Annotated in this window: 18 protein-coding genes; 15 read left to right on the top strand and 3 right to left on the bottom strand. The window is 60.9% G+C overall.

The features are described 5' to 3' along the window. Nucleotides 1-384 precede the first annotated feature (384 nt). A complete protein-coding gene (locus ACELLULO517_RS20205) occupies nucleotides 385-1,803 on the bottom strand; it encodes an amidase (protein ID WP_227309237.1) in 1,419 nt (472 codons plus the stop codon). Next, nucleotides 1,800-2,066, bottom strand: coding sequence for a hypothetical protein (locus ACELLULO517_RS20200; protein WP_227309236.1), 267 nt, complete (start codon nucleotides 2,064-2,066; stop codon nucleotides 1,800-1,802). The genes ACELLULO517_RS20205 and ACELLULO517_RS20200 overlap by 4 nt, the downstream gene beginning before the upstream one ends. Nucleotides 2,067-2,283: 217 nt before the next feature. Here ACELLULO517_RS20200 and ACELLULO517_RS20195 point away from each other — a divergent pair, with 217 nt between their 5' ends. The 12 genes from ACELLULO517_RS20195 (at nucleotide 2,284) to ACELLULO517_RS20140 (ending at nucleotide 15,166) form a co-directional block, all read left to right on the top strand. Next, nucleotides 2,284-3,282 carry a GntR family transcriptional regulator gene (locus ACELLULO517_RS20195; protein WP_227309380.1) on the top strand — a complete coding sequence of 333 codons (999 nt, stop codon included), beginning with the start codon at nucleotides 2,284-2,286 and terminating at the stop codon, nucleotides 3,280-3,282. After that, a complete protein-coding gene (locus ACELLULO517_RS20190; protein ID WP_227309235.1) occupies nucleotides 3,273-3,974 on the top strand; it encodes a creatininase family protein in 702 nt (233 codons plus the stop codon). The genes ACELLULO517_RS20195 and ACELLULO517_RS20190 overlap by 10 nt, the downstream gene beginning before the upstream one ends. Then, nucleotides 3,971-5,011 carry a ketopantoate reductase family protein gene (locus ACELLULO517_RS20185; RefSeq protein ID WP_227309234.1) on the top strand — a complete coding sequence of 347 codons (1,041 nt, stop codon included), beginning with the start codon at nucleotides 3,971-3,973 and terminating at the stop codon, nucleotides 5,009-5,011. The genes ACELLULO517_RS20190 and ACELLULO517_RS20185 overlap by 4 nt, the downstream gene beginning before the upstream one ends. After that, nucleotides 5,011-5,754, top strand: coding sequence for an SDR family NAD(P)-dependent oxidoreductase (locus tag ACELLULO517_RS20180; RefSeq protein WP_227309233.1), 744 nt, complete (start codon nucleotides 5,011-5,013; stop codon nucleotides 5,752-5,754). The genes ACELLULO517_RS20185 and ACELLULO517_RS20180 overlap by 1 nt, the downstream gene beginning before the upstream one ends. Nucleotides 5,755-6,099: 345 nt before the next feature. Further along, nucleotides 6,100-7,689, top strand: a complete 1,590-nt coding sequence (locus ACELLULO517_RS20175; protein ID WP_227309232.1) for an ABC transporter substrate-binding protein — start codon at nucleotides 6,100-6,102, stop codon at nucleotides 7,687-7,689. Nucleotides 7,690-7,700: 11 nt separating this feature from the next. Then, on the top strand, nucleotides 7,701-8,633 hold the full coding sequence (locus tag ACELLULO517_RS20170) for an ABC transporter permease (protein ID WP_227309231.1): 933 nt from the start codon (nucleotides 7,701-7,703) through the stop codon (nucleotides 8,631-8,633). Then, entirely contained in the window at nucleotides 8,630-9,496 is an 867-nt protein-coding gene (locus tag ACELLULO517_RS20165; protein WP_227309230.1) for an ABC transporter permease, read from the top strand. The genes ACELLULO517_RS20170 and ACELLULO517_RS20165 overlap by 4 nt, the downstream gene beginning before the upstream one ends. Continuing rightward, complete coding sequence (locus ACELLULO517_RS20160) at nucleotides 9,493-10,485, top strand: ABC transporter ATP-binding protein (RefSeq protein WP_227309229.1); 993 nt, start codon at nucleotides 9,493-9,495, stop codon at nucleotides 10,483-10,485. Before ACELLULO517_RS20165 ends, ACELLULO517_RS20160 begins: the two co-directional genes overlap by 4 nt. Next, entirely contained in the window at nucleotides 10,470-11,555 is a 1,086-nt protein-coding gene (locus tag ACELLULO517_RS20155) for an ABC transporter ATP-binding protein (RefSeq protein WP_227309228.1), read from the top strand. The genes ACELLULO517_RS20160 and ACELLULO517_RS20155 overlap by 16 nt, the downstream gene beginning before the upstream one ends. A gap of 281 nt (nucleotides 11,556-11,836) precedes the next feature. Continuing rightward, the gene (locus ACELLULO517_RS20150) at nucleotides 11,837-12,811 is read left to right on the top strand and encodes an isoaspartyl peptidase/L-asparaginase family protein (protein ID WP_227309227.1); all 975 of its coding nucleotides are present in this window, start codon (nucleotides 11,837-11,839) and stop codon (nucleotides 12,809-12,811) included. Between the two features lie 206 nt (nucleotides 12,812-13,017). Further along, on the top strand, nucleotides 13,018-13,947 hold the full coding sequence (locus ACELLULO517_RS28955) for an SAM-dependent methyltransferase (RefSeq protein WP_227309226.1): 930 nt from the start codon (nucleotides 13,018-13,020) through the stop codon (nucleotides 13,945-13,947). A gap of 880 nt (nucleotides 13,948-14,827) precedes the next feature. Next, entirely contained in the window at nucleotides 14,828-15,166 is a 339-nt protein-coding gene (locus ACELLULO517_RS20140; RefSeq protein ID WP_227309225.1) for an HNH endonuclease, read from the top strand. A 163-nt stretch (nucleotides 15,167-15,329) separates the two neighbouring features. On the opposite strand, the gene ACELLULO517_RS20135 is transcribed toward ACELLULO517_RS20140, so the two are convergent. Further along, complete coding sequence (locus ACELLULO517_RS20135) at nucleotides 15,330-15,650, bottom strand: hypothetical protein (RefSeq protein ID WP_227309224.1); 321 nt, start codon at nucleotides 15,648-15,650, stop codon at nucleotides 15,330-15,332. 415 nt (nucleotides 15,651-16,065) lie between these two features. On the opposite strand from ACELLULO517_RS20135, the gene ACELLULO517_RS20130 reads away from it, so the two are divergent. The 3 genes from ACELLULO517_RS20130 to ACELLULO517_RS20120 all read left to right on the top strand — a co-directional run bounded on the left by ACELLULO517_RS20130 (nucleotide 16,066) and on the right by ACELLULO517_RS20120 (nucleotide 19,983). Further along, on the top strand, nucleotides 16,066-16,896 hold the full coding sequence (locus ACELLULO517_RS20130; RefSeq protein ID WP_227309223.1) for an SDR family oxidoreductase: 831 nt from the start codon (nucleotides 16,066-16,068) through the stop codon (nucleotides 16,894-16,896). A gap of 613 nt (nucleotides 16,897-17,509) precedes the next feature. Continuing rightward, complete coding sequence (locus ACELLULO517_RS20125; protein ID WP_227309222.1) at nucleotides 17,510-18,502, top strand: sugar ABC transporter substrate-binding protein; 993 nt, start codon at nucleotides 17,510-17,512, stop codon at nucleotides 18,500-18,502. Beyond that, on the top strand, nucleotides 18,499-19,983 hold the full coding sequence (locus ACELLULO517_RS20120) for a sugar ABC transporter ATP-binding protein (RefSeq protein WP_227309221.1): 1,485 nt from the start codon (nucleotides 18,499-18,501) through the stop codon (nucleotides 19,981-19,983). The genes ACELLULO517_RS20125 and ACELLULO517_RS20120 overlap by 4 nt, the downstream gene beginning before the upstream one ends. Nucleotides 19,984-20,008 lie beyond the last annotated feature (25 nt).

The following is a 20,008-nucleotide window of genomic DNA, read 5'->3' as shown; positions in this document are numbered from 1 at the left end:
CGGCAATGAGGACAGGCGTTGCGAGGCAAACGACAAGTCCTGCCTCGCCGGGCAGATTAGGCAGGATGAATACCTCATCCAGGTGCCATTTATCCCTGGGGCTTTGGGCGGTGCAGCGGTTCAAGTCGATGCGCCAGGCGCGGCGTTTCCTATGCGCTCACGGCTGCATTCATGGTCACTTTCAGCTTCGCCGCCGTCTCATCTCCGCCAATCAATACCGCTCCCTCCGGGAGGCAGCGTTGCGCATCTGGCGAGATTTAGCCCGCCTCCCACCAACAGCATGATCTTACAACTCCAACTCAAAAAATCTGAGCTCTTCTGAACGACCTGACAACACCCGTGCGGTGCTTATTGGTTCGCGTTGATGAGCGCGCTGCTCAAAAGCTAGGCGCATTGAGCCAAGAAATTGGGCGGCCGACGGGACGCCCAATCGGTCATGTCCTCCAGCGCCGAGGCTGCGTCGAGGATGACATTTTCCGACAAGGGCGCGCCGGCAAATTGGATGCCCGTGGGAAGACCTTTGGCGCCGAAACCGTTGATGACCGAGATCGTCGGTGAGCCGGTCAGCACGCCCGCGAGGTTGAGCGGCCGTCGCCCCAACGCGCGCGGCAGGCCGAGCTCGAAATCGTCATGCAGACCGGTCGCGACTACGCCGAGGCTGGGTGCCAGCAGCGCATCGTAGCCGGCGGCAAGACCGGTGAACGCGCTCGCCAGAATATGGCGGATGCGTTGCGCCCGGATGTAGTCATGCGCTGGCAAAATCGACGCGGCAAGGCGATGGCCGGCCGATAAGGGCGAGCTGAGCTGAGCCAAGCCACCGGCAGCGATAAAATCGTCGAAAGCGGCATAAGCCTCGGCGGCGACGATCGTGCTGATCATTGGACCATAGGGGAAATCCGGGAGCTCTACGCTATCCAACGTCCCGATCTGCCGCAGCAGATCGAGCGTGGCCTCGAAATTTTCCTGAACCTCGGGCTCTATCCCCTCACAGCAGCCTTCGATGACGCCGAAGCGGAAGCCGCGCTTGCGTCTGGCACGGCCGCCGTAGCGATAGGGCTCACGCAGGCTCGCATGGTCGGCGGGGTCGTGACCGGCAATCGCATCCAGCACGAGCCCGCAGTCCTCGGCCGTGCGGGCCATTGGCCCCAGGCGATCGAGCGTCCAGCACAAGGTCATCGCACCATGGCGGCTGACACGGCCATAGGTCGCGCGGAGACCGGCGACGCCGGTGAAAGCTGCCGGGAAGAGGATGGATCCGCTGGTATCGCTGCCGATCGCAAAGGGCACGGCCCCAGCGGCGATTGCGGCACCCGGACCGCTGGAGGAGCCGCTGGTCCAACACCCTTCATCCCAAGGATTGGCAGTGGGGCCGGTAAAAGCGGCGGCGGGGTTCTTATAACCCATGCCGCCGGCGAGTTCGACGGTCGCAAGCTTCGTCACCAGCACTGCGCCCGCGCCACGGAGCTTCTTCGTGACCGTCGCTTCCTGCGCGAGGACCTGGTCTCGAAAGGGTGCGGCGCCCCAGCTCGTCGGCACGCCAGCGACGGCCACGATATCCTTCATGCCGTAAGGAATGCCGTGCAGAGGCCCGCGGTCGAGCCCGTTGCGCAGCTCCGCATCGGCGAGCGCCGCCTCGCGCAGCGCGATCTCAGGGGTGAGTGTGACGACGGCGTTGAGGCGGCGCCCGTCCCTCTCCAGCCGCGCGAGGCAGAGCTGCGCCAGCTCGACTGCGGAGACCTTGCCCGCCCGCAGCGCAGCACCGAGTTCCGGGATGGTGGCGAAGGCGAGATCCATGCCAGTCATCGTCCATCCCCGAGCGGCGCGCGAACGAAGGCTGGCTCATCCGCGTTCTGAAGCGGCACGCGGTGCAGCGCCTCGGCATGGCGTGTCTGGGTCTCGATGGCAGCGACGAGGTCCGCATGCTGGGCAGCGGTCAAGCGCCCCTGATGACGGAGGGCGACAACCTCGGCCAGCTTGGCATTGAGGGCTGCGATCTCTGCGGCATCAAGGGCCGGATATATCCAGGCACGCGGCGCGGTGCCGGTTTCTTCAGCAGTCTCGGCCATGATCTTAGGGCTTTCCACTGTTACAATTTCTTAGAACGCTTTCATGCAAGCGGCGCACCATCGACTGGTAAAACGAGGCATGATCCTTGCTTTGGACCATTGCGTTACAGCGATTGGAGCCGGGTCTTGTGTTCTAGTCCTGTAATACGGTGACGCTGCGAGCGTCTCGCCGCTGGACCTTTGGTGGGAGGATAGATTCGGTGCCGTCGCTGTGACGATGAGTTTCGCTCTCGACCGATCCCTCCCTGTGCTGCTGGGCGTGCAACTGCGCGGCCGTATCAAATACGGGATCGCCTGCGGGGAGTTGCGTCCCGGCGAGCGCCTGCCCTCGGTGCGGGAACTCGCGACGCAGATCGGTATCGCGCCGATGACCGTCGCGACAGTCTATCGCGAGCTAAAGGAGGTGGAACTGCTGGAAGGACGCGGCGGCTCCGGCACTTTCGTTGCGTGGAGCGGCGCGGAGGACAAAGCGCGGCGCAGCGGGTTGCAGCAGTTGCGCGCAAGGATCGACGCATTGCTGAGCGACGCGGAGGCGCTGGGTCTGGACCGACCGGACATTCTGGCGCTCGTCCAGACAAGGCTTCAAGCGCGGCCTTCCGACGGGTTGCGGCTAGTCTTCGTCGGCGTTTTCGCCACCGCCACGCGGGATTATGCCGCGGCCGTGGAGGCGCGATTGCCGCCCGGCGATCGGGTGACATCCGTGACGGTCGAGGCGCTGCGCTGCGACCCTGGCCTACGGCTGAAGGCGGCGGGCGCCGATCTTGTGCTGACCATCCCCGACCGGCGGCCCGAGGTCGCGGCGCTTCTTGGGCCCCAGGCGCCGGCGCTGGTCGCAATCGGGTTTCTGCCGGCTGAGCATGTGCGGGCAGCGCTGGCAGCGCTCGACCCCTTTGCCCGGGTGGCGGTCGTGTCTTTGTTCCCGGAGTGGCTGGTGATGATGAAGGCGGGCGTCGCGCGCTTTGCGCCACATGTCTCGCAAGTCGCGACGACCGTCCTGGATGCACCCGAACTCGGTGCCGTTTTGGCGAGCGCCGATGTCACTGTCTATGCCACAGGCGCGGAGGCGGTGCTGGAGCGCCTGCCCGAGGGCTTCCCTTCGCTCGAATACCGACATTCCCCCGATCCGGGTGACATCGAGCGCAGCGTGCTGCCGATGCTGCATGCGCTACGAACCAAGACGGCGATCACCGTACCACAGGAGGTCCTATGCGGTTGAGCGAAATGAACTGGATGCAGGTCGAGGCTTACCTGCGTGTCGATGACCGTTGCGTAGTCCCCTTGGGCAGCACGGAACAGCATGCCTATCTCAGCCTGTCCGTCGACAGCATCCTCAGCGAGCGCGTGGCGCTGGACGCGGCCGAGCCGCTCGGCGTGCCGGTGTTTCCGGTTCTTGCCTACGGCCTCACGCCCTATTTTCAGGAATTCCCAGGCACCGTCTCGCTGCGGCTGGAAACCTATGTCCATATCGTGCGCGATATTCTGGATGGGCTCCATCGCAGCGGCTTCCGTCGGATTATGCTGTGCAACGGCCATGGCGGTAACGCGCCGGCCGGCAGCCTCGCGATTGAATGGATGGCCGACCACCCCGGCACCACGGTGCGTTTCCATAGCTGGTGGAATTCGCCCAGGACTTGGGAGATGGTGCAGAAGACAGACCCGATCGCGTCTCATGCCTCCTGGATGGAAAACTTCCCCTGGACGAGGCTCGCGAATGTCCGCAGCCCGGAGGCGCAGAAGCCGATGATCGATCTCGACCGGCTGCGCCTGCATAATCCTGCCGGTGTGCGGAGCATGCTGGGAGACGGCAATTACGGCGGCGTCTATCAGCGCAGCGACGAGGATATGCTCGCCATCTGGGCCGTGGCCGTCGAGGAAACCCGTGCGCTAATTGAAGGACCTTGGGCGTGAAGGAAGACCCGCGCGAGACGATCCTGATCTGGGGAGCGGGCGCCATCGGCGGCACAATCGGGGCCTATCTGGTGCGCGCGGGCGAGGATGTGTTGTTCGTCGATAGTGCCGCCGATCATGTCGCCGCCATGAACAAGGACGGTCTGACCATCGAAGGGCCGATCGAGCAATTCTCGGTTCCGGTGCGGGCGGCTTTGCCACAGAATGTGGTGGGCCGGTTCTCCTGCATTTTGCTCTGCGTGAAGGCGCATCACACGGAGGCAGCATCTCTTGCGCTGCTGCCGCATCTGGCGGAGGGGGGCTACGTCGCGTCCTTCCAGAATGGGTTGAATGAATTTGTCATCGGCGACGTCATAGGCATCAGTCAGGTTATCGGTGCCTTCATCAATTTCGGCGCCGATTACCTGTCACCGGGCCTTATCCTCTACGGTGGCCGCGGTGCCTGCGTGTTGGGTGAGATCGATGGAAGCCGCACGCCGCGCGTCGAGGCGTTGCATCATCTGCTGACACTGTTCGAGCCTGGCGCGATCGTCACGGATGACATCCTCGGCTATCTCTGGGGCAAGCTCGGCTATGGCGCGCTGCTTTTCGCGACCGCCGTCACCGATGATTCGATTGCGGATGTGCTCGCCATGGAGGCGCACCGTCCGGTGCTGGCGGCAACCGCGCGGGAGACCATGGCCGTCGCGACCGCGAAAGGCATCCGGCCGCGCGGCTTCAACGGTTTCGACCCATTGGCCTTCGCACCCTGCGGCGCGGCAGGAGCCGTCGATGCGTCCATGGCCGAGATGGTCGCGCATAATCGCCGCTCGGCGAAATCCCATAGCGGCATATGGCGCGATCTTGCCGTCCGCCGGCGCAAGACAGAGGTCGACGCGCAGCTTGGGCCGATCTTGGTTGAAGGCGCCGCACTGGGGATCGCGACGCCGGTGACGGCGCGGCTCGTCGCGATGATCCATGAGATCGAAGATGGGGGCCGTGTGCTGGAGCGTGCAAATCTTGAGATACTTGCGCAATCCATGGCGGAGGGTGCGTGATGAAAATTGGCTTTGAGGGGCAGCGCGTCGTCGTGACCGGCGCCGGGCACGGCATCGGCCGCGGCATTGCCCGCGCCTTTGCGGAGCTCGGCGCGACGACGCTCGGACTCGACATCAACACGGCGGGTTTGAAAGAAACCGCGGCAGAGCAGAATGGTCTGGAAACCGCTCCGCTGGATGTCACGGATGCTTCCGCCGTACAGGCGGTGATCGCGGGCTTCGGACCTGTCGATATCCTGGTGCACAGCGCGGGCGGCGTTTGCGGCCAGGCCGGCAAGCCGGTGGAGGAGGTTACTCTTTCGGAATGGCAGGCGATCCTGGCGGTCAATCTGACAGGCGCCTTTCTCATGGCGCAGGCTGTTATTCCCGCCATGAAGGCCGCAGGCCATGGCCGCATTGTGACTATTTCCAGCGGTGCCGGCATCGGCGTAAGCCTGACCGGCATCCAGGCCTATGCTGCGGCCAAAGCCGGGGAGATCGGGCTGACCCGTCAACTGGCGCATGAACTTGGCCCCTTTGGCGTCACCGTGAATAGCGTCGCGCCTGGCTTCGTCCGCTCCAACCCGACATCGGAACGGCAATGGGAGGCCTATGGGTCGGACGGGCAAAAGCGTCTTGTCGAGACAATCGCGTTGCGGCGCCTCGGCACGGTCGCTGATATCACCAATGCCGTGCTGTTCTTCGCGAGTGACTATGCGGGCTGGATCAGCGGGCAGACGCTTAGTGTGGACGGCGGCAAGTGATCGCTGCGTTGTCGCAGCGTCGGACCGAGGCGCGGCAGGATAAGGCAACTATCATTGCTCAGACAACATAAAGGTAATTGCTAACGGTATAGGCATTCATCCGCCTTATTGGACTAGCCTCGCGCTTTCGGTCATCGGTCCGGAGCTTTGGTGACTTGCGCGTGACGATAGGATTACGATGCCTCTTTTATAGACGGATGCAGCAACTTTAATCAGGGCGCATTGGAAAATGGGCGGATCTTTGCGAAATGTCTGCTCATTGTGTTTGACACCGTTTAGCTGGTCCTTTTAGGCTAAAACCGAATTCGGGCCAGGACCCGACATGATCAATCGGGGCAGGCATCCATGAAGTCGTTGTTGCTAAGAACCGCTTTCGCATTTGGCACATTGTTCACGGTGCATGCCACCGCTTATGCCGACCCGGTCATGGGTGGCACGCTTCGGTTTGCGCGCAATACGGATTCCGAGATTCTTGATCCGGTATTGAATAACGCGAATGCTGATATCTGGATTTTGACCAACCTCTACAGCACGCTGATTTTACCGGCGCCGGATGGGAAGGGGCTTCTACCCGGCCTCGCCACGGCATGGAGCGCCTCGGCGGATGGCAAAAGCTATACGCTGAAGCTGCGCCAGGGCACGAAATTCGCCGACGGCAGCCCGGTGACGGTCGATGACGTGATCTGGTCGCTGAACCGGGCGCGCAACCCGAACATAGGCATCTGGAATTTTCTGCTCGCGTCCATCGCCAATGTCTCTGCGCCCGATGACAATACCATTCTTATCACGCTGAAAAATCCTGACCCCAGCATTCCGGCTGCACTTGCGACCTTCAACTCCGCCATCATGCCGCACAAGCTGTTCGAGGCCGCGAAGGGAGCGACCGATACCGAGAAGGCGAATAATTTTGCGCTGCACCCGATCGGCGACGGCCCTTTCGTGTTGAGTTCTTGGGAGCGCGGCAGCAAAATGGTGCTGAAGCGCAACCCCTATTACTTCGGCACGGATAAGGCGGGCCGCCATCTGCCTTATCTCGATGAGGTTGACCTTACGATCGTGCCCGATGATGCGACACGCATTCTGCAGTTGCAGGCCGGGCAGATCGATGCGACTGAGTTTATCCCCTATGTGCGGGTCAAGGAGTTGCAGGCCGACCCCAACCTGACGGTGGATCTGTTTCCTTCGACGCAGGTGACTTATCTGCAGCTTTCTGTTTTCCCCAAGCTGGCTGATGGCACGCCGAATCCGCTTTCGAACACGAAAGTGCGTCAGGCGCTGAACTACGCCATCAGCAAGGAAGCAATCATCAAAGTCGTGACGCACGATCTCGGCACGCCGATGCATTCATTCTTTTCGTCCACCACACCGCTTTATTACGGCGGGGACGGTCCAGCCTATCCCTTCAACATGGCGAAGGCCAAGGCGCTGCTGAAGGAAGCGGGTTACGACAAGGGCTTTGAACTGACGGCGCTGGCGCAGGCGGGCAAGGCGAACGATACGGCGACGCTGACGCTCGTTCAGCAGATGTGGTCGGCTCTGGGTGTTAAACTGAAAATCCAGCAAATGGATGAGACGACGCTGGACAACCACCGCAATGCCAGCAACTTCCAGGTTCTCTCTGCTTATTGGACAAATGACATCGCCGATCCGAACGAGATGACCGACTACTCCGCCTATTATCCCAACATCAAGAGCGCCTATAGCGGCTGGAACAATCCCACCGTCAACAAGCTTTTTGAACAAAGCCAGACCGAACTTGACCCTGCCAAGCGGGCCGCGGAATATAAACAGATCCAGCAGATTTACGTGGCCGAGGCGCCCGAGTTCTTCATGTACGAGACGCCCTTCGCGGTGGCGACGCGCAAGAATGTCGTCGGCTTCCAGCAAAGTCCCCTCGGCAACGATATCTTCGACATGGCATATTTCGAGAAATAAGGGGCGCCATTATGCTGGCGAGGCTTCCTGGCCGATTGTTGCAGATGATCCCGACTTTCGTCCTCATCGGGATCGTGGTGTTTGTGCTGATCCGGCTGCTGCCCGGTGATCCGGCGGCGGCCCTGCTCGGCATCCATGCGACGCCGGAGGCTCTCGCCCGTATCAACGCGCAGCTTGGCTTCAACCGGCCAGTTTGGGTGCAGTTCTTGCTCTTCGTCGGGCGCCTGCTGCATGGTGATCTCGGCATCTCAGTCAGCGAACGTATTCCGGTGACGGAGGTCATTGCTCGGCGCCTGCCGGTCACGCTCATCCTTGTTGTCATGGCCGCAATCTTCGCACTGATTCTCGCGCTACCGCTCGCCTTTGTCGCGGCACTGCACCAGAACCGTCTGACGGATGTCGCATTGCGCGGCATTTTCCAAGTGGGGCTTTCGACGCCGATCTTCTACATAGGGCTTCTGATGCTTGGCTTCCTTGGCGCTCGGCTGCATTGGTTTCCGGTCGGTGGTATCGGCAATGGCGTCGTCAGTGGCTTCTACCACCTCTTTCTCCCCGCGCTGACGCTCGGCATCGGTCTCTCGGCCATTCTCATGCGCAGCCTGCGCAGCACGGTGATCGGTGTGCTGCGCGCTGAGTATGTGGAATTCGCTCGTGCCAAGGGCATCGCGCCGTGGCGCGTGCTGACCGGCCACGTGCTGCGGAATTCGCTGATTACAACGCTGACACTGTTCGGCCTCAATGTCGGAACGCTGCTCGGCAATACCGTGATCGTCGAGAATGTTTTCGCGGTGCCCGGCATCGGTGGCCTTCTGGTGGAGGCCATCTTCGGCCGCGACTATCCGGTGGTGCAAGGTGTCACGCTTGTGCTCGCCGTCATGGTCTCGCTCGTCTTCCTGCTGACCGATATCGCCGAAAGCTGGCTGGATCCGAGATTGAACGGATGAGTGGCGCTCTACCGACGCTTGCGGAGGCCCCGACGGAGGCATCATTGCGTCGAAAGCGGTTGCGGATTTCGGTGCCGCTCACGCTTGGCATTATCATCACAGTGTTCTTTCTGGTCTGCGCGATCGTTCCGGGCTGGATTGCTCCCTATGATCCGCTATCCTTCGATTACAGCAACCTCCAGGTCGGGCCGAGCTGGATCCATCTGCTGGGCACCGACAATTTCGGACGTGACGAGCTGTCGCGCATCATCTGGGCGGCGCAGGTCGATATCCAGATCGCGCTCTTCTGCACGATCCCCCCGCTTATTGTCGGTACCATCATCGGCTCTCTCGTCGGCTATTACGGTGGTATCGCCGATATGATCTTCGGCCGGGTCGTCGATCTCGTCGTAACCTTTCCGTTTATGGTGCTGGTCATCGCGATCGTCGCCGTGCTCGGACCTGGTCTTGTCAACGTTTATATCGCCGTCTCCGCGGTTGGCTGGGTCTTCTATGCACGGTTGGTGCGGTCGGAAATCATGGTGTTGCGGCAGGCGGATTTTGCCGCGGCCGGGCGCGTGATGGGTTACAGCGATCTGCGGATCATCTTCCGCCATCTGCTGCCCAATGCTTTGATCGCGGTCGTCGTCTACTGGATGACCGATATGGCACTCGATATTCTGCTCGGGTCCAGCCTCGGCTACCTTGGCCTTGGCGCGCAGCCGCCCACCGCCGAATGGGGCGTGCTCGTGTCCGACGGCAAGAACTTCATGGATACGTCCTGGTGGATGTCGGTCTTCCCCGGTATCGCCATCGTGCTCTGCGGCACGGGGCTGAGCCTGCTTGGGGATGGCGTGGCTGATCTGCTCGCGGTGAAGCGATGACCACTCCACTGCTTTCTATACGCGGGCTGCGTACGACGCTCGCGACGGAGCGCGGCCAAGTGACGGTGGTTGACGGCGTCGATCTCGATGTGCAGCCAGGGGAAATCCTTGGACTCGTCGGCGAATCCGGTTCCGGCAAAAGCATGACGCTGCGCTCCATCCTGCGTCTTATCCGTGCGCCGGGGCGGGTGAGCGGCCAAGTGCTGTGGCGGGGCAGGGACCTTGTGCCGCTCCGCGAGGCCGAGATGCGCGCTATTCGGGGCCGAGAGATCGGCATGATCTTTCAGGAGCCGATGACGGCGCTTAATCCCGTTCTCAGCGTCGGCGCTCAGATTCTAGAGAATCTTGTGGCGCATACAGATCTTGGCCGTTCTGCCCGCCAAGCCCGCGCGGTGGAGTTGCTTGACCTTGTCGGCATTTCGGCCCCGGCGCAGCGCGTGAACGATTATCCGCATCAATTCTCAGGCGGCATGCGGCAGCGCGCAATGATAGCCATCGCGCTCGCCTCCAACCCGACGTTGCTGCTGGCGGATGAGCCGACAACGGCGCTGGATGTCACTATCCAGGACCAGATTTTGAAGCTTCTGATGCATCTGCGGGCGACGCTGAAGATGGCGGTGATTCTGGTAACCCATGACCTTGGCGTGGTTGCGCAAAGCTGCGATCGGGTGGCCGTGCTCTACGCTGGGCGTGTGGCCGAGTATGGTGCCGTCGGCCCGGTCTTTGCGGCCCCTCATCACGCTTATACGCTGGGCCTGCTGCGTTCGGTGCCGGATGCGCGGCACGCCCGGCAGCCGTTGCGGCCGATCGGCGGTGCGCCGCCTGCACCCGATACGGTGGGCGAGCGCTGTGCCTTCATGCCACGCTGCGCTTACGCTACTGCCGCTTGCGCCACGGCACGTCCGCCACTCGTCTCGTTGTCCGATGGTCGCCTCTCCGCCTGCGTCCATTGGGACCAGTTGGAGGCGAACGAATGGGCGGCAGTATGACGATGAGCGCCGTCGCTCAATCAACGGCCAACGCACCAGAGACGGGTTCCGCGCCGGGCGAGCCCTTGCTTGTGGTGCGGAAGCTCACCAAGACCTTCGCGCGCAGCCGAAGCCTGATGGATCTTGTGAAGGGCGAGCCGCGTCGCCGCGTCCATGCGCTGACGGAGGTCGATCTGTCCGTGCGGCGCGGGGAGACGCTCGGCATTGTCGGTGAAAGCGGCTGCGGCAAGTCGACGCTCGCGCGCTGCCTTGTGCGGCTGCACCGCGTCGATTCGGGCAGCGTCACCTATGACGGGCTCGATGTCGTCGCATTGCGCGGTGCTGCCTTGCGGCGCTTCAATCGGCGGGTGCAAATGGTGTTCCAGGATCCCTATGGTTCGCTTAACCCGCGCATGACCGTCCGTGCCACGATCGCGGAGGCGCTCTCCGTGCACCGCATCTGCCCGCGGCGAGAGATGCCGGCGCGGATCGCGGCGCTGATGGATCTTGTGCATCTGCCTCTCAGCGCAGCAGGCCGGCGTCCGCACGAGTTCAGCGGAGGCCAGCGTCAGCGCATTGGAATTGCCCGCGCCCTGGCTTTGGAGCCTGATTGCCTGATTGCCGATGAGCTGGTCTCAGCGCTAGACGTTTCCGTGCAGGCCCAGATGGTGAATCTGCTGCTGGAACTGCAGGAACGCCTGCATCTCACGGTCCTGTTCATCGCCCATGATCTGCGGCTGGTAAGGCATCTGTCGCATCGCGTCGCCGTTATGTATCTCGGCAGGGTCGTTGAACTGGCAGAGACCGAGGCGTTGTTTGCCCACCCACGTCATCCTTATACACGCGCGCTACTTGACGCGGCTCCGGAGCTTGACCCCAGCCGTCGGGGCAGTGCCGAGGCCGCTGTGAGGGGGGAGTTGCCGAGCCCGGTCAACCCGCCGCCCGGTTGCGCTTTTCACCCGCGCTGCCCGGTCGCGATCGAATACTGCCGCAGAGTGCGGCCCGAACTCGTGCGATTGCGGGATGGCCGTCTTGCCGCCTGCCATCTGGCGGCGACGGAAGACGGCCTAGTACAGAGCACCGAACTATGATACCGAATCGCAATAGAAGTTTCTGATGACTTTGTGGCGCTTGCATATAACAAGTTTTACGATCGATCATTTCTCGGAAACAAATGCTGATACTTTCAGCCGGATATTTGATTGGTCGTTCTGTTGGCGTTGATCAGCCTATCCCTCGATATCCTCCCCGAATTGAACAACAACATGTGTAAAGCCAAGTATAAATCTAAAACAGAGACAATAGGTTGCAGTCTCCGTCGAACTTGATCGGCGGCCGGCCATGAAAACCATCCTAGGGTAGGAGCCACACTATGACAGCGACGACAACCAATGTGGCTATCGGCATTCATGGGGGCTGCGGTGTCATGCCCCATGGTGAACGCAGCACGGCAGACTGGGCGTCGGCGCGGCAGGATCTGGTCCTGGCGTTGCAGGCGGGATGGGCGCTTCTGGTCAGGGGCGCCTCTGCCGTTGATGCCGTGGAGGCCGCAGTCGTCGTGATGGAAAATTCACCGCATTTCAATGCAGGATATGGTGCGGCGCTGAACTGCAACGGCCATGTCGCGCTAGATGCCTCGATCATGGATGGCTCGACACTCGGCTGCGGCGCGGTCAGTGCTGCCGAGCGCTGCCAGAACCCGGTGAGATTGGCGCGCCGGCTTATGGATGCTGGCGACGTTGTCATGCTGACCGGCCCGGCGGCGGATCGCTATGCCCAAGGTGCTGGCCTTGACGTGATGGAGCCTGCCCATTTCGTCACGGACCGTCAGCGACAGGCGCTTGCGCGCATGAAGGGGCTTTCTACTAAAGGGCTCGCTCGTGTGGCTTCCGAAAGTGAGAAACACGGCACGGTCGGTGCTGTTGCTATGGACCGCGATGGGCATCTTGCAGCGGCGACTTCGACCGGCGGCTATACCAACAAGCCAGAGGGGCGCGTTGGAGACTCACCGATCATCGGCGCCGGAACTTATGCCAGGAACGGTGCCTGTGCCGTTTCAGGAACCGGTGCGGGAGAGATGTTCATCCGCCGGGTTGTCGGACATGATGTCGCTAGTCGTATGGCTTATCTCGGGGAAAGTTTGGGCGCCGCCGCGGAGGCGGTGCTGGGGAACCTGACGGCGGACAAAGTCGGTGCTGGATTAGTCGCGATCGATTGCTCGGGGACCGTCATAGCTCCTTACAACACGGCGGGCATGTATCGCGGCTGGGTCACGACAGATGGCAATGTTCACGTTGCTACGCATGACGAGGTTTTCTTTGTCGCGACTTGGGACAGGGCCGGTTGATTCGCACGAAATGGGGTGCTGTCAGGTTGCTGGGGAGGCTCTGGCAAACTCTGCGCATGAGACGGCGCCTGTTTGTGCATGTTTACATCGTTGCTCTTCTTGTTCGTGCATGTTTAGCTTCGATCATGAACCTCCAGGTGGTCGGCGTAATTATCAGCGGCGGCAATGCAAACCCGGCGGTCTTCGCCCGCGCCGTCGGGCTCTGAGTGGCAACGCCGGCTGAAATCGCGGCGGCGTTCCACTGGCTGCTGGGCCGCGCCGCCACGGCGGATGAGGTGCGTGCCTGGGCGGCGGTGCCGGAAGCAGCACTTCGGGAACGGCTGATGGCGACCGAGGCCTTCGCGATAGCATTGCCATCTTCAGCCGTCCGCATGCGCGACGAGCGGCAGGCCATCGAATGGGATGTGTCGTCGGATATCGCGGCCGAGCTTCTGGCACGGGTGCAGGCGCATTGGACCCGGCTGGGTGAGACGATGCCGCATTGGTCGGTAGCGGGGAAGCCGGCGTTCATGCCCGACCAGATCGATGGCAATCGCGCCGCGTTCCTGGCATCCGGTGCGCAGGATGTGGCACATCTGGTAACGATTTTGGCCCGTCATGGCTGGCAGCCGGGTGATTTGCCGCGGGTGATGGATTTCGGCTGCGGCGTGGGGCGGATGACTGCGCCGATGGCGGATTGGTTTAGCGTGGTCGCAGGGTGTGACGTGTCGCCGAGCCATTTGGCGCTGGCGCGCGCAGCCTGTGGCAGCCGGGTGCAGTTCAGCTTGGTGAACGCGCTGGATTTCGGCATGGCGGCACCGTTCGATCTCTGGTTCAGCACTCGGACCTTGCAGCACAATCCGCCGCCGGTCACGGCGCTGATCCTGCGTCGGGCATTCAGCTTGCTGACACCGGGTGGCGTGGCGGTGTTCCAGGTGCCAACGGCTCGGGTCGGGTATTCCTATGACAGTGCAGCGGCGCTGTCGGATTCGAAGCCGTCGGAGACCCTGCCGATCCATGTGCTGCCGCAGGGCGCGGTATTCGCACTGGCGGCGGAAGCGGGGTGTATTCCGGTCGAAGTCCTGGAGGATTCAATGGTTTGGCCACCGACGCTGTGCCGTTCGAATAGCTTCGTGATCCGAAAGCCGCGGAGTTAGTTATCGGTCAAGCCCGCCCCTTGTCCAAAAATCTCAGCTTTCGTCAAATCTGTCCCGTATCGGAGTAGCGCGTATCACGAGATATCAGGATTGGTTCGCCTTCGTTTCAGAGTAACGAATATAAATGCCGGAATACCGCAGAGGGCCTCCCAAAAAAAGGGCAATCCGAGAACAAAGGGAATCAGCAAACCCAAAGCGGCGCCGATCGACAATTGCCGGGTTGCTGCCTGAGCGTGGTTCATCGAGCCATTTCTATCAAGCTAAAGATCGGCGAATTCTTTGTGGCACAGATCGTTCTGCGCGTTGTCCCGGAGGTCGTCGTCATCATAAGAATTCATGCCAAATGCCTCTCGGACCAATCCGCTGGTGGCTGGCTCTGACCGTCAGCTCTCAAGATAACTTACTTGTCCGAACAATGACTGCAAAGGGTTGAAATCGTGTGAATGTGTTGAACAAGGCTGCGGCCGAGTTCACAAGGGCGGATCGCCCGAACGGCTGCATGATCTCTCTTGCGGGCACCCATCTGCCGCCTAGCCTGGAGGCTGTTCGGACCGCCTTGTCTCGGGGTTTGGCCGTGCAGGCAAGAGACGGCGCGTCCAGGGGCCGCCTTATCGAGATTGTCGACGTGGCGATGAACGCCTGGCCCCCAGCTTAGACGCCAGAGCGTTTCCCGTTCGCTTACGCTCACGGATACCGCTCTAGATTATTGTTTTTGCGAGCATCTTCACACAGCCAGATGATTCCATCTGACTGTGATCTGCTCTAGGGAAGCAGGCCCGTGTTGCGGTAGGCGCGCATGGTTCAGTCATAGATGCCAATGCCGTATTGCTAAGCGCTCTGCTAAGGCTGGGCGGTCAAGTTTAACCCCACAGGCAGACGTATGGCCCGCAAACATTCGAAACATGATCCGGACGAAGATTTGCATCGTGAGGAGGACGCTCCGGTCGTGGCAGCGCTCTGCTGGCTCTGCGGCAGATCCACCGGCAAGTCTATCGTCTGGCACCATCCTGTGCCTAAAAGCCGAGGCGGGCGCGACGTCGTGCCCATGCATCCCATTTGCCAGGAGACGCTGATCGCCAATTTCACCAATTCCGAATTGCAGCGTTACGGGACGGATGTGGAGGGCCTGTTGGCCAACCCCAACCTGCGCAAATTTGTCGATTGGGTCGCGAACAAGGACCCCGATTTCACAGCGACGACTGCCAAAAAGCGACGCTGATCAGGCAGTGGCTTCGGCCCTCGACCGGTTCTTGCTAATCGTGACGTGATCGGCAAACGCGTGGCGCCGCTTGTTGGGAGGCCGTCATCTGCCCCGGTTCGCGCCTGCCGTCTCGCTGGCGAGAACCAGCCGCGCCACGTTTGGTGGGCAGCCGAGATCGCCATCAGCCAGATTTGTGAACATCACTACCGACCCACTTCAGCTCATCCAGACCCACGGTCCCGTTCTGGCTGGTAAAGGCTAAATCCTGCCCTTGGCTTTGCTGCTGCGAGACCCCGCTGATGTGGTGGTCTCCAGTATCGTAAGCGGTCAGATTCCCGTCCTTCTCTACCAGTAACCGGTGCTTTTCCGGGAAGAAGGCATAACGCATGGCATTCTGGCTGCCGCTCGTCGAAGGCTGACCCAAATCAGCTGGCCACCACGTCTCACCCTCTGGCATTGGTTTCATCGGCTCTATGGGAGCCATTGGCTTCATCGGTTCCATTGCTTCATCCTCGATCGTTCCACCGCGATAGGTGGAGGCGGTCGACCATGGCGACAAGGTGCCCCACCAACGGCTTGGGTGCTTTATCCCGAAGGATTGAGACCCGGCGCGCGCAGACAAATCCCATTTCTGAAAGGCGGCTTAGACCGCGATGGGGGTAGAAATGGCGGAAATTTTTGAATGGGTGACATGGTTAGGCTCATCATCGGTGGCCCGACTATGGCGGTGACCCATGGCGATGGTGCCTTTCATGAGGTCTGGCGCACTTGATCCGACGGCACAGGCATGCGCCGCGAAGGGTGTTGTCAGGCTGTGCAGACGAGCTCAGATTTTTTGAGTTGGAGTTGTAAGATCATGCTGTTGGTGGGAGGTGGGCTAAATCTCAAGTTGCGATACGCGAGATTTCAGCGCAAGCTTGCTCAAAGAAACGATGGATTTGTCGTCAGCCAAAGCTGACGCGGGAGCGGTGCTGATGGACTTAGGTTTAAGAGACAAGATTGTTCTGGTGACTGGTGGTTCAAAGGGCATTGGACTAGCCTGCGCAGCCGCTTTCCTGTCCGAGGGAGCAAAGGTTGCTATCGTTTCGCGTTCAGCCGACAATATTGCAAGGGCAAAACTCGAGCTCGGTAACGTTCTCGGATTAGTGGCTGATCTGGCGGATCCGCTGCAGGCGGCGCATATCGTGGAAACCGTCGAACGCGACTTGGGCGCGATCGACGTGCTGGTAAATTCCGCGGGGGCGGCAAAAAGAACGCCACCGGATGATTTGACGCCGGATGTGTGGCACGCGGCAATGAGCGCTAAATACTTTACCTACATCTATGTAATTGATCCGATGATTAAACTGATGGCGCGACGCAACGCCGGCGTAATCGTCAACGTCATTGGCAACGGGGGTAAGGTTGCTTCGCCAGTGCATCTTCCCGGGGGCTCGGCGAATGCCGCCTTGATGCTGGCTACGGCCGGTCTGGCCACAGCTTACGCACCCCGCGGTGTGCGAGTGGTCGGGGTCAACCCGGGACTGACCGAGACCAGTCGGGTTGCAGAAGGCTTTGCGGTGGATGCGAGGCTCAGTGGCATATCAGTGGAGGAGACGAGCGCCAGAGCGCTCGCTAAAATTCCAATCGGACGGATGGCTGAGCCGAAGGAAATCGCGGATGTCGTGGTTTTCCTTGCTTCCGCGCGAGCGAGTTATGTTTCCGGTGTCAATATCGCGATGGACGGTGTCGCCAACGCGGTGATTTGAAAAAGGACCCACGTTAGAACGCAGGGAAAGCTGCGAGGACCTCACATCCTTCGCGCCAACTGCAGCAATCGTTCTCCCAACCCCTTTTCTCCAATACCGCCTGAAATTTAAGCCTCGAGCAGATCACAGTCAGATGGAATCATCTGACTGTGTGAAGATGCTCACAAAAAACAACACCATCAGTCGCAGAGAGCGCAATTACTATTTTCTGAGCGCGATGGTGTTGCCGCTTTAAAAGGGCGGCCGACTGCGACCAAGTTCAATACCAGTTATGTCTTAAATGATCTGCCTAACCGCTGGCACGGCTTGGCGTCCCCTCCTATAGATAGGCTGATATAGCTGCCCGTTTATAATTAATAACAAGCAGCGGAGTGGGACGGATACGAGATGAGGATAGCCAATAATTCTTGGGAAAATCGCGTTAAATACGCTGGTTTTGCACGGTTTTATTTGTGCGGCCCGGTTTTATTTGACTGACCGCACGCTTTCCTGCGCGTAGGATCACGCCCGCAATCTGCCATCTCCAACAATAAAAATATAAGGCGATATTGCAGTGCAGAAAAATCTAGACTTGTCCCTGCAGTCACCACGGCGATTGTTTAAAGATGTTGTGTTGGCAGCGGCATCGGTCGCAGCGATCCTGTGCGGTATGACAAGTCTTTCGACACATGCGCAGGCGCAAAGCAGCACCAAACGCCTCGTCATCGGCTACTCGACCTATACGGTCGCCAATCCCGCTTTTGCTGGAATCATCATGGGCATGAAAACCGAATCCAAGAAATTTGGATACCGGTTTATTATGGCCAATTCCAATAATAGCCCTTCGCAGCAAATATCCGACGTCGAAAGCCTGATGTCGGAAGGCGCCAATTATATCGTCATCACGCCCTATGACGGTACGGCGGTCGCACCTGCCGTTGCGGCGGCGACGGCACATCATGTGCCCGTCATAGCCTTGGCGGATCACATCGTCACCCCCGTGACGGCCACCTATAGTATGGATCATGCGGAAGGCGGTAAGCTGGCGGCCGAACAGGTCGTCACATTCCTGACGAAGAAATACGGTGCCCCGAAGGGCAATGTGGTCGACCTTGAAGGGATCGCCGGTACCGTTGCGGCCGCGCTGCGCGAGAAGGGCTTTGCCGATACGCTCGCCAAATACCCCGATATCAAAATCGTCGCGCGGGCGGATGGCGGCTTCAATACCGACCAGGCCAATCAGGTCATGACCGCCATTCTGCAGGCCCATGCCAAGATCGACGCTGTCTACGGCGCCAATGACGCGGAGACCTTCGGCGCCATTGCCGCCATCAAGGCAGCCGGACGCTTCGCCCCCGTCGGTCAACCTGGCCATATCTACGCAATCGGGGTTGACGGGTCCGAACCCGCTATCGTCGGAATCCGCAACGGCTCGCAGGATGCGACGGTCAGCCAGGAATTCATCAAGATGGGTATCGAGATGACGGACAATATCCACGCGAAGGAAGCGGGGACGATCAGTACCATCCCCTCCGTGGTCTGGCCGCTGATGGTGATCGACACCGCCAATATCGATTCGCCTGAAGTCAAGGCCTATGGAATTTGGGCGGACCAAGTGAAGCAATGAGCGGCGCCGCGCTCGTCGAACTGTCCCATGTCACGAAGCGCTATCCGGGCGTCGTCGCCCTCAACGATGTCACGTTGACGCTGGAGGCCGGAACGATCACGGCGCTGGCGGGAGAGAACGGTGCTGGAAAATCGACCCTCATCAAGGTCCTGTCCGGCGCGGTCGTGCCCGACAGCGGTGAGGTGACGGTGGCGGGCAGGCATCTGCCGCCCGATCCGGGTCAGGTGATCCGCAGCGGTGTCAGCACGATCTATCAGGAGCTGACGGACGTGCCGGCCATGAACGTGCTGGATAATGTGCTTCTCGCCAGGCAGTCCAGCCGGCTCGGCGTGTTGGAGGGACAAGCCAACCGGGAGCGCGCGCGCGCCGCGCTGGAGCGGGTGGGCCTGCAGAATATAGACCTCAAGCGGAGCGCGGGGTCGCTGACGCCGGCACAACGTCAGTTGCTTGAGATTGCACGCTGCCTGGCGCGTGACGCGCGAGTGCTGATTTTTGATGAGCCAACATCGTCGCTGCCGGAAGGCGATGTCGAGACCCTGCTCGACATCATCCGACAATTGCGGCGTGAGGGTCTGGCCATTCTTTACGTCAGCCATCACCTCGATGAGCTGTTTGCGATCTCCGATACGATTGTCGTCATGCGCGATGGCGCGGTCGTCGCCCTCAAGCCGACAGGCGAGTGGGATCAGCCCGCCCTCGTCAAAGCGATGCTGGCGCGTGACCTGCAGAACGCCTATCCCTGGGTGGAGCGGCCCTTGGGTGACGTGGCGCTTGAGATCAAGGACCTTACCGCGCCGGGTGTCAGGTCCGCGACCATCACCGCGCGTTCCGGGGAAATCCTGGGTCTCGTCGGCCTCGACGGGGCCGGCCGCACCGAGCTGATGAAGGCCATGGCGGGTGCCACCAAGCCGACCTCGGGATCAATCGCGGTCGATGGCCGCACAATCCGTCTTGGCAATCTGACCCATGCGCGCGAACGCGGTATCGTCTATGCACCCGAGGATCGTAAGCGGGAGGGGTTGATCCTGACGGCGTCGATCCGCGACAATCTCGTTCTGGGCCTCTATGCGCTCATCAGCCGCCTTGGCCTGATCATGTCAGGGCGGCAGACCGGCCTGGCCGAGGCCAGCGTGCGCGGCTACGGCGTCAAGGCGGATTCCATCACGCAGCCCATCGGCACGCTGTCGGGCGGCAACCAGCAGAAGGTCATTCTGGCGCGGGTCGCGCTGGCCGGGGCCCGCGTCATCATGCTCGACGATCCCACCAGGGGCGTCGATGTGGGTGCCAAATCCAGCATCTATGAGCATGTCCTCAATCTCGCGGGCCAGGGTGCCGTCGTCTTGCTGACGAGTTCGGACACGGATGAAGTGCTGGCGACCTGCGACAGGGTCTATGTCTTGCGGGCTGGTCGGATTGTGGAGGAGGTCATGCGCGCCGATTTCGACCGCGAGCGTATTCTGACCTCGGCGTCGCTCGGTTGACGAAGCGCCCCTATAGCCAAGCGGA

This window comes from Acidisoma cellulosilyticum (assembly GCF_020621385.1).
GTDB lineage: Bacteria > Pseudomonadota > Alphaproteobacteria > Acetobacterales > Acetobacteraceae > Acidisoma > Acidisoma cellulosilyticum.
This window is presented reverse-complemented; position numbering and strand designations above follow the sequence as displayed.

Excerpts from the sequence above, each read along its gene's own strand:
- ACELLULO517_RS20165 (WP_227309230.1), top strand. The coding sequence starts at position 8,630 with ATGAGTGGCGCTCTACCGACGCTTGCGGAGGCCCCGACGGAGGCATCA.
- ACELLULO517_RS20170 (WP_227309231.1), top strand. The coding sequence starts at position 7,701 with ATGCTGGCGAGGCTTCCTGGCCGATTGTTGCAGATGATCCCGACTTTC.
- ACELLULO517_RS20190 (WP_227309235.1), top strand. The coding sequence starts at position 3,273 with ATGCGGTTGAGCGAAATGAACTGGATGCAGGTCGAGGCTTACCTGCGT.
- ACELLULO517_RS20200 (WP_227309236.1), bottom strand. The coding sequence starts at position 2,066 with ATGGCCGAGACTGCTGAAGAAACCGGCACCGCGCCGCGTGCCTGGATA.
- ACELLULO517_RS20180 (WP_227309233.1), top strand. The coding sequence starts at position 5,011 with ATGAAAATTGGCTTTGAGGGGCAGCGCGTCGTCGTGACCGGCGCCGGG.
- ACELLULO517_RS20150 (WP_227309227.1), top strand. The coding sequence starts at position 11,837 with ATGACAGCGACGACAACCAATGTGGCTATCGGCATTCATGGGGGCTGC.
- ACELLULO517_RS20140 (WP_227309225.1), top strand. The coding sequence starts at position 14,828 with ATGGCCCGCAAACATTCGAAACATGATCCGGACGAAGATTTGCATCGT.
- ACELLULO517_RS20175 (WP_227309232.1), top strand. The coding sequence starts at position 6,100 with ATGAAGTCGTTGTTGCTAAGAACCGCTTTCGCATTTGGCACATTGTTC.
- ACELLULO517_RS20135 (WP_227309224.1), bottom strand. The coding sequence starts at position 15,650 with ATGGAACCGATGAAGCCAATGGCTCCCATAGAGCCGATGAAACCAATG.
- ACELLULO517_RS20160 (WP_227309229.1), top strand. The coding sequence starts at position 9,493 with ATGACCACTCCACTGCTTTCTATACGCGGGCTGCGTACGACGCTCGCG.
- ACELLULO517_RS20155 (WP_227309228.1), top strand. The coding sequence starts at position 10,470 with ATGGGCGGCAGTATGACGATGAGCGCCGTCGCTCAATCAACGGCCAAC.
- ACELLULO517_RS20195 (WP_227309380.1), top strand. The coding sequence starts at position 2,284 with ATGAGTTTCGCTCTCGACCGATCCCTCCCTGTGCTGCTGGGCGTGCAA.
- ACELLULO517_RS20205 (WP_227309237.1), bottom strand. The coding sequence starts at position 1,803 with ATGACTGGCATGGATCTCGCCTTCGCCACCATCCCGGAACTCGGTGCT.
- ACELLULO517_RS20120 (WP_227309221.1), top strand. The coding sequence starts at position 18,499 with ATGAGCGGCGCCGCGCTCGTCGAACTGTCCCATGTCACGAAGCGCTAT.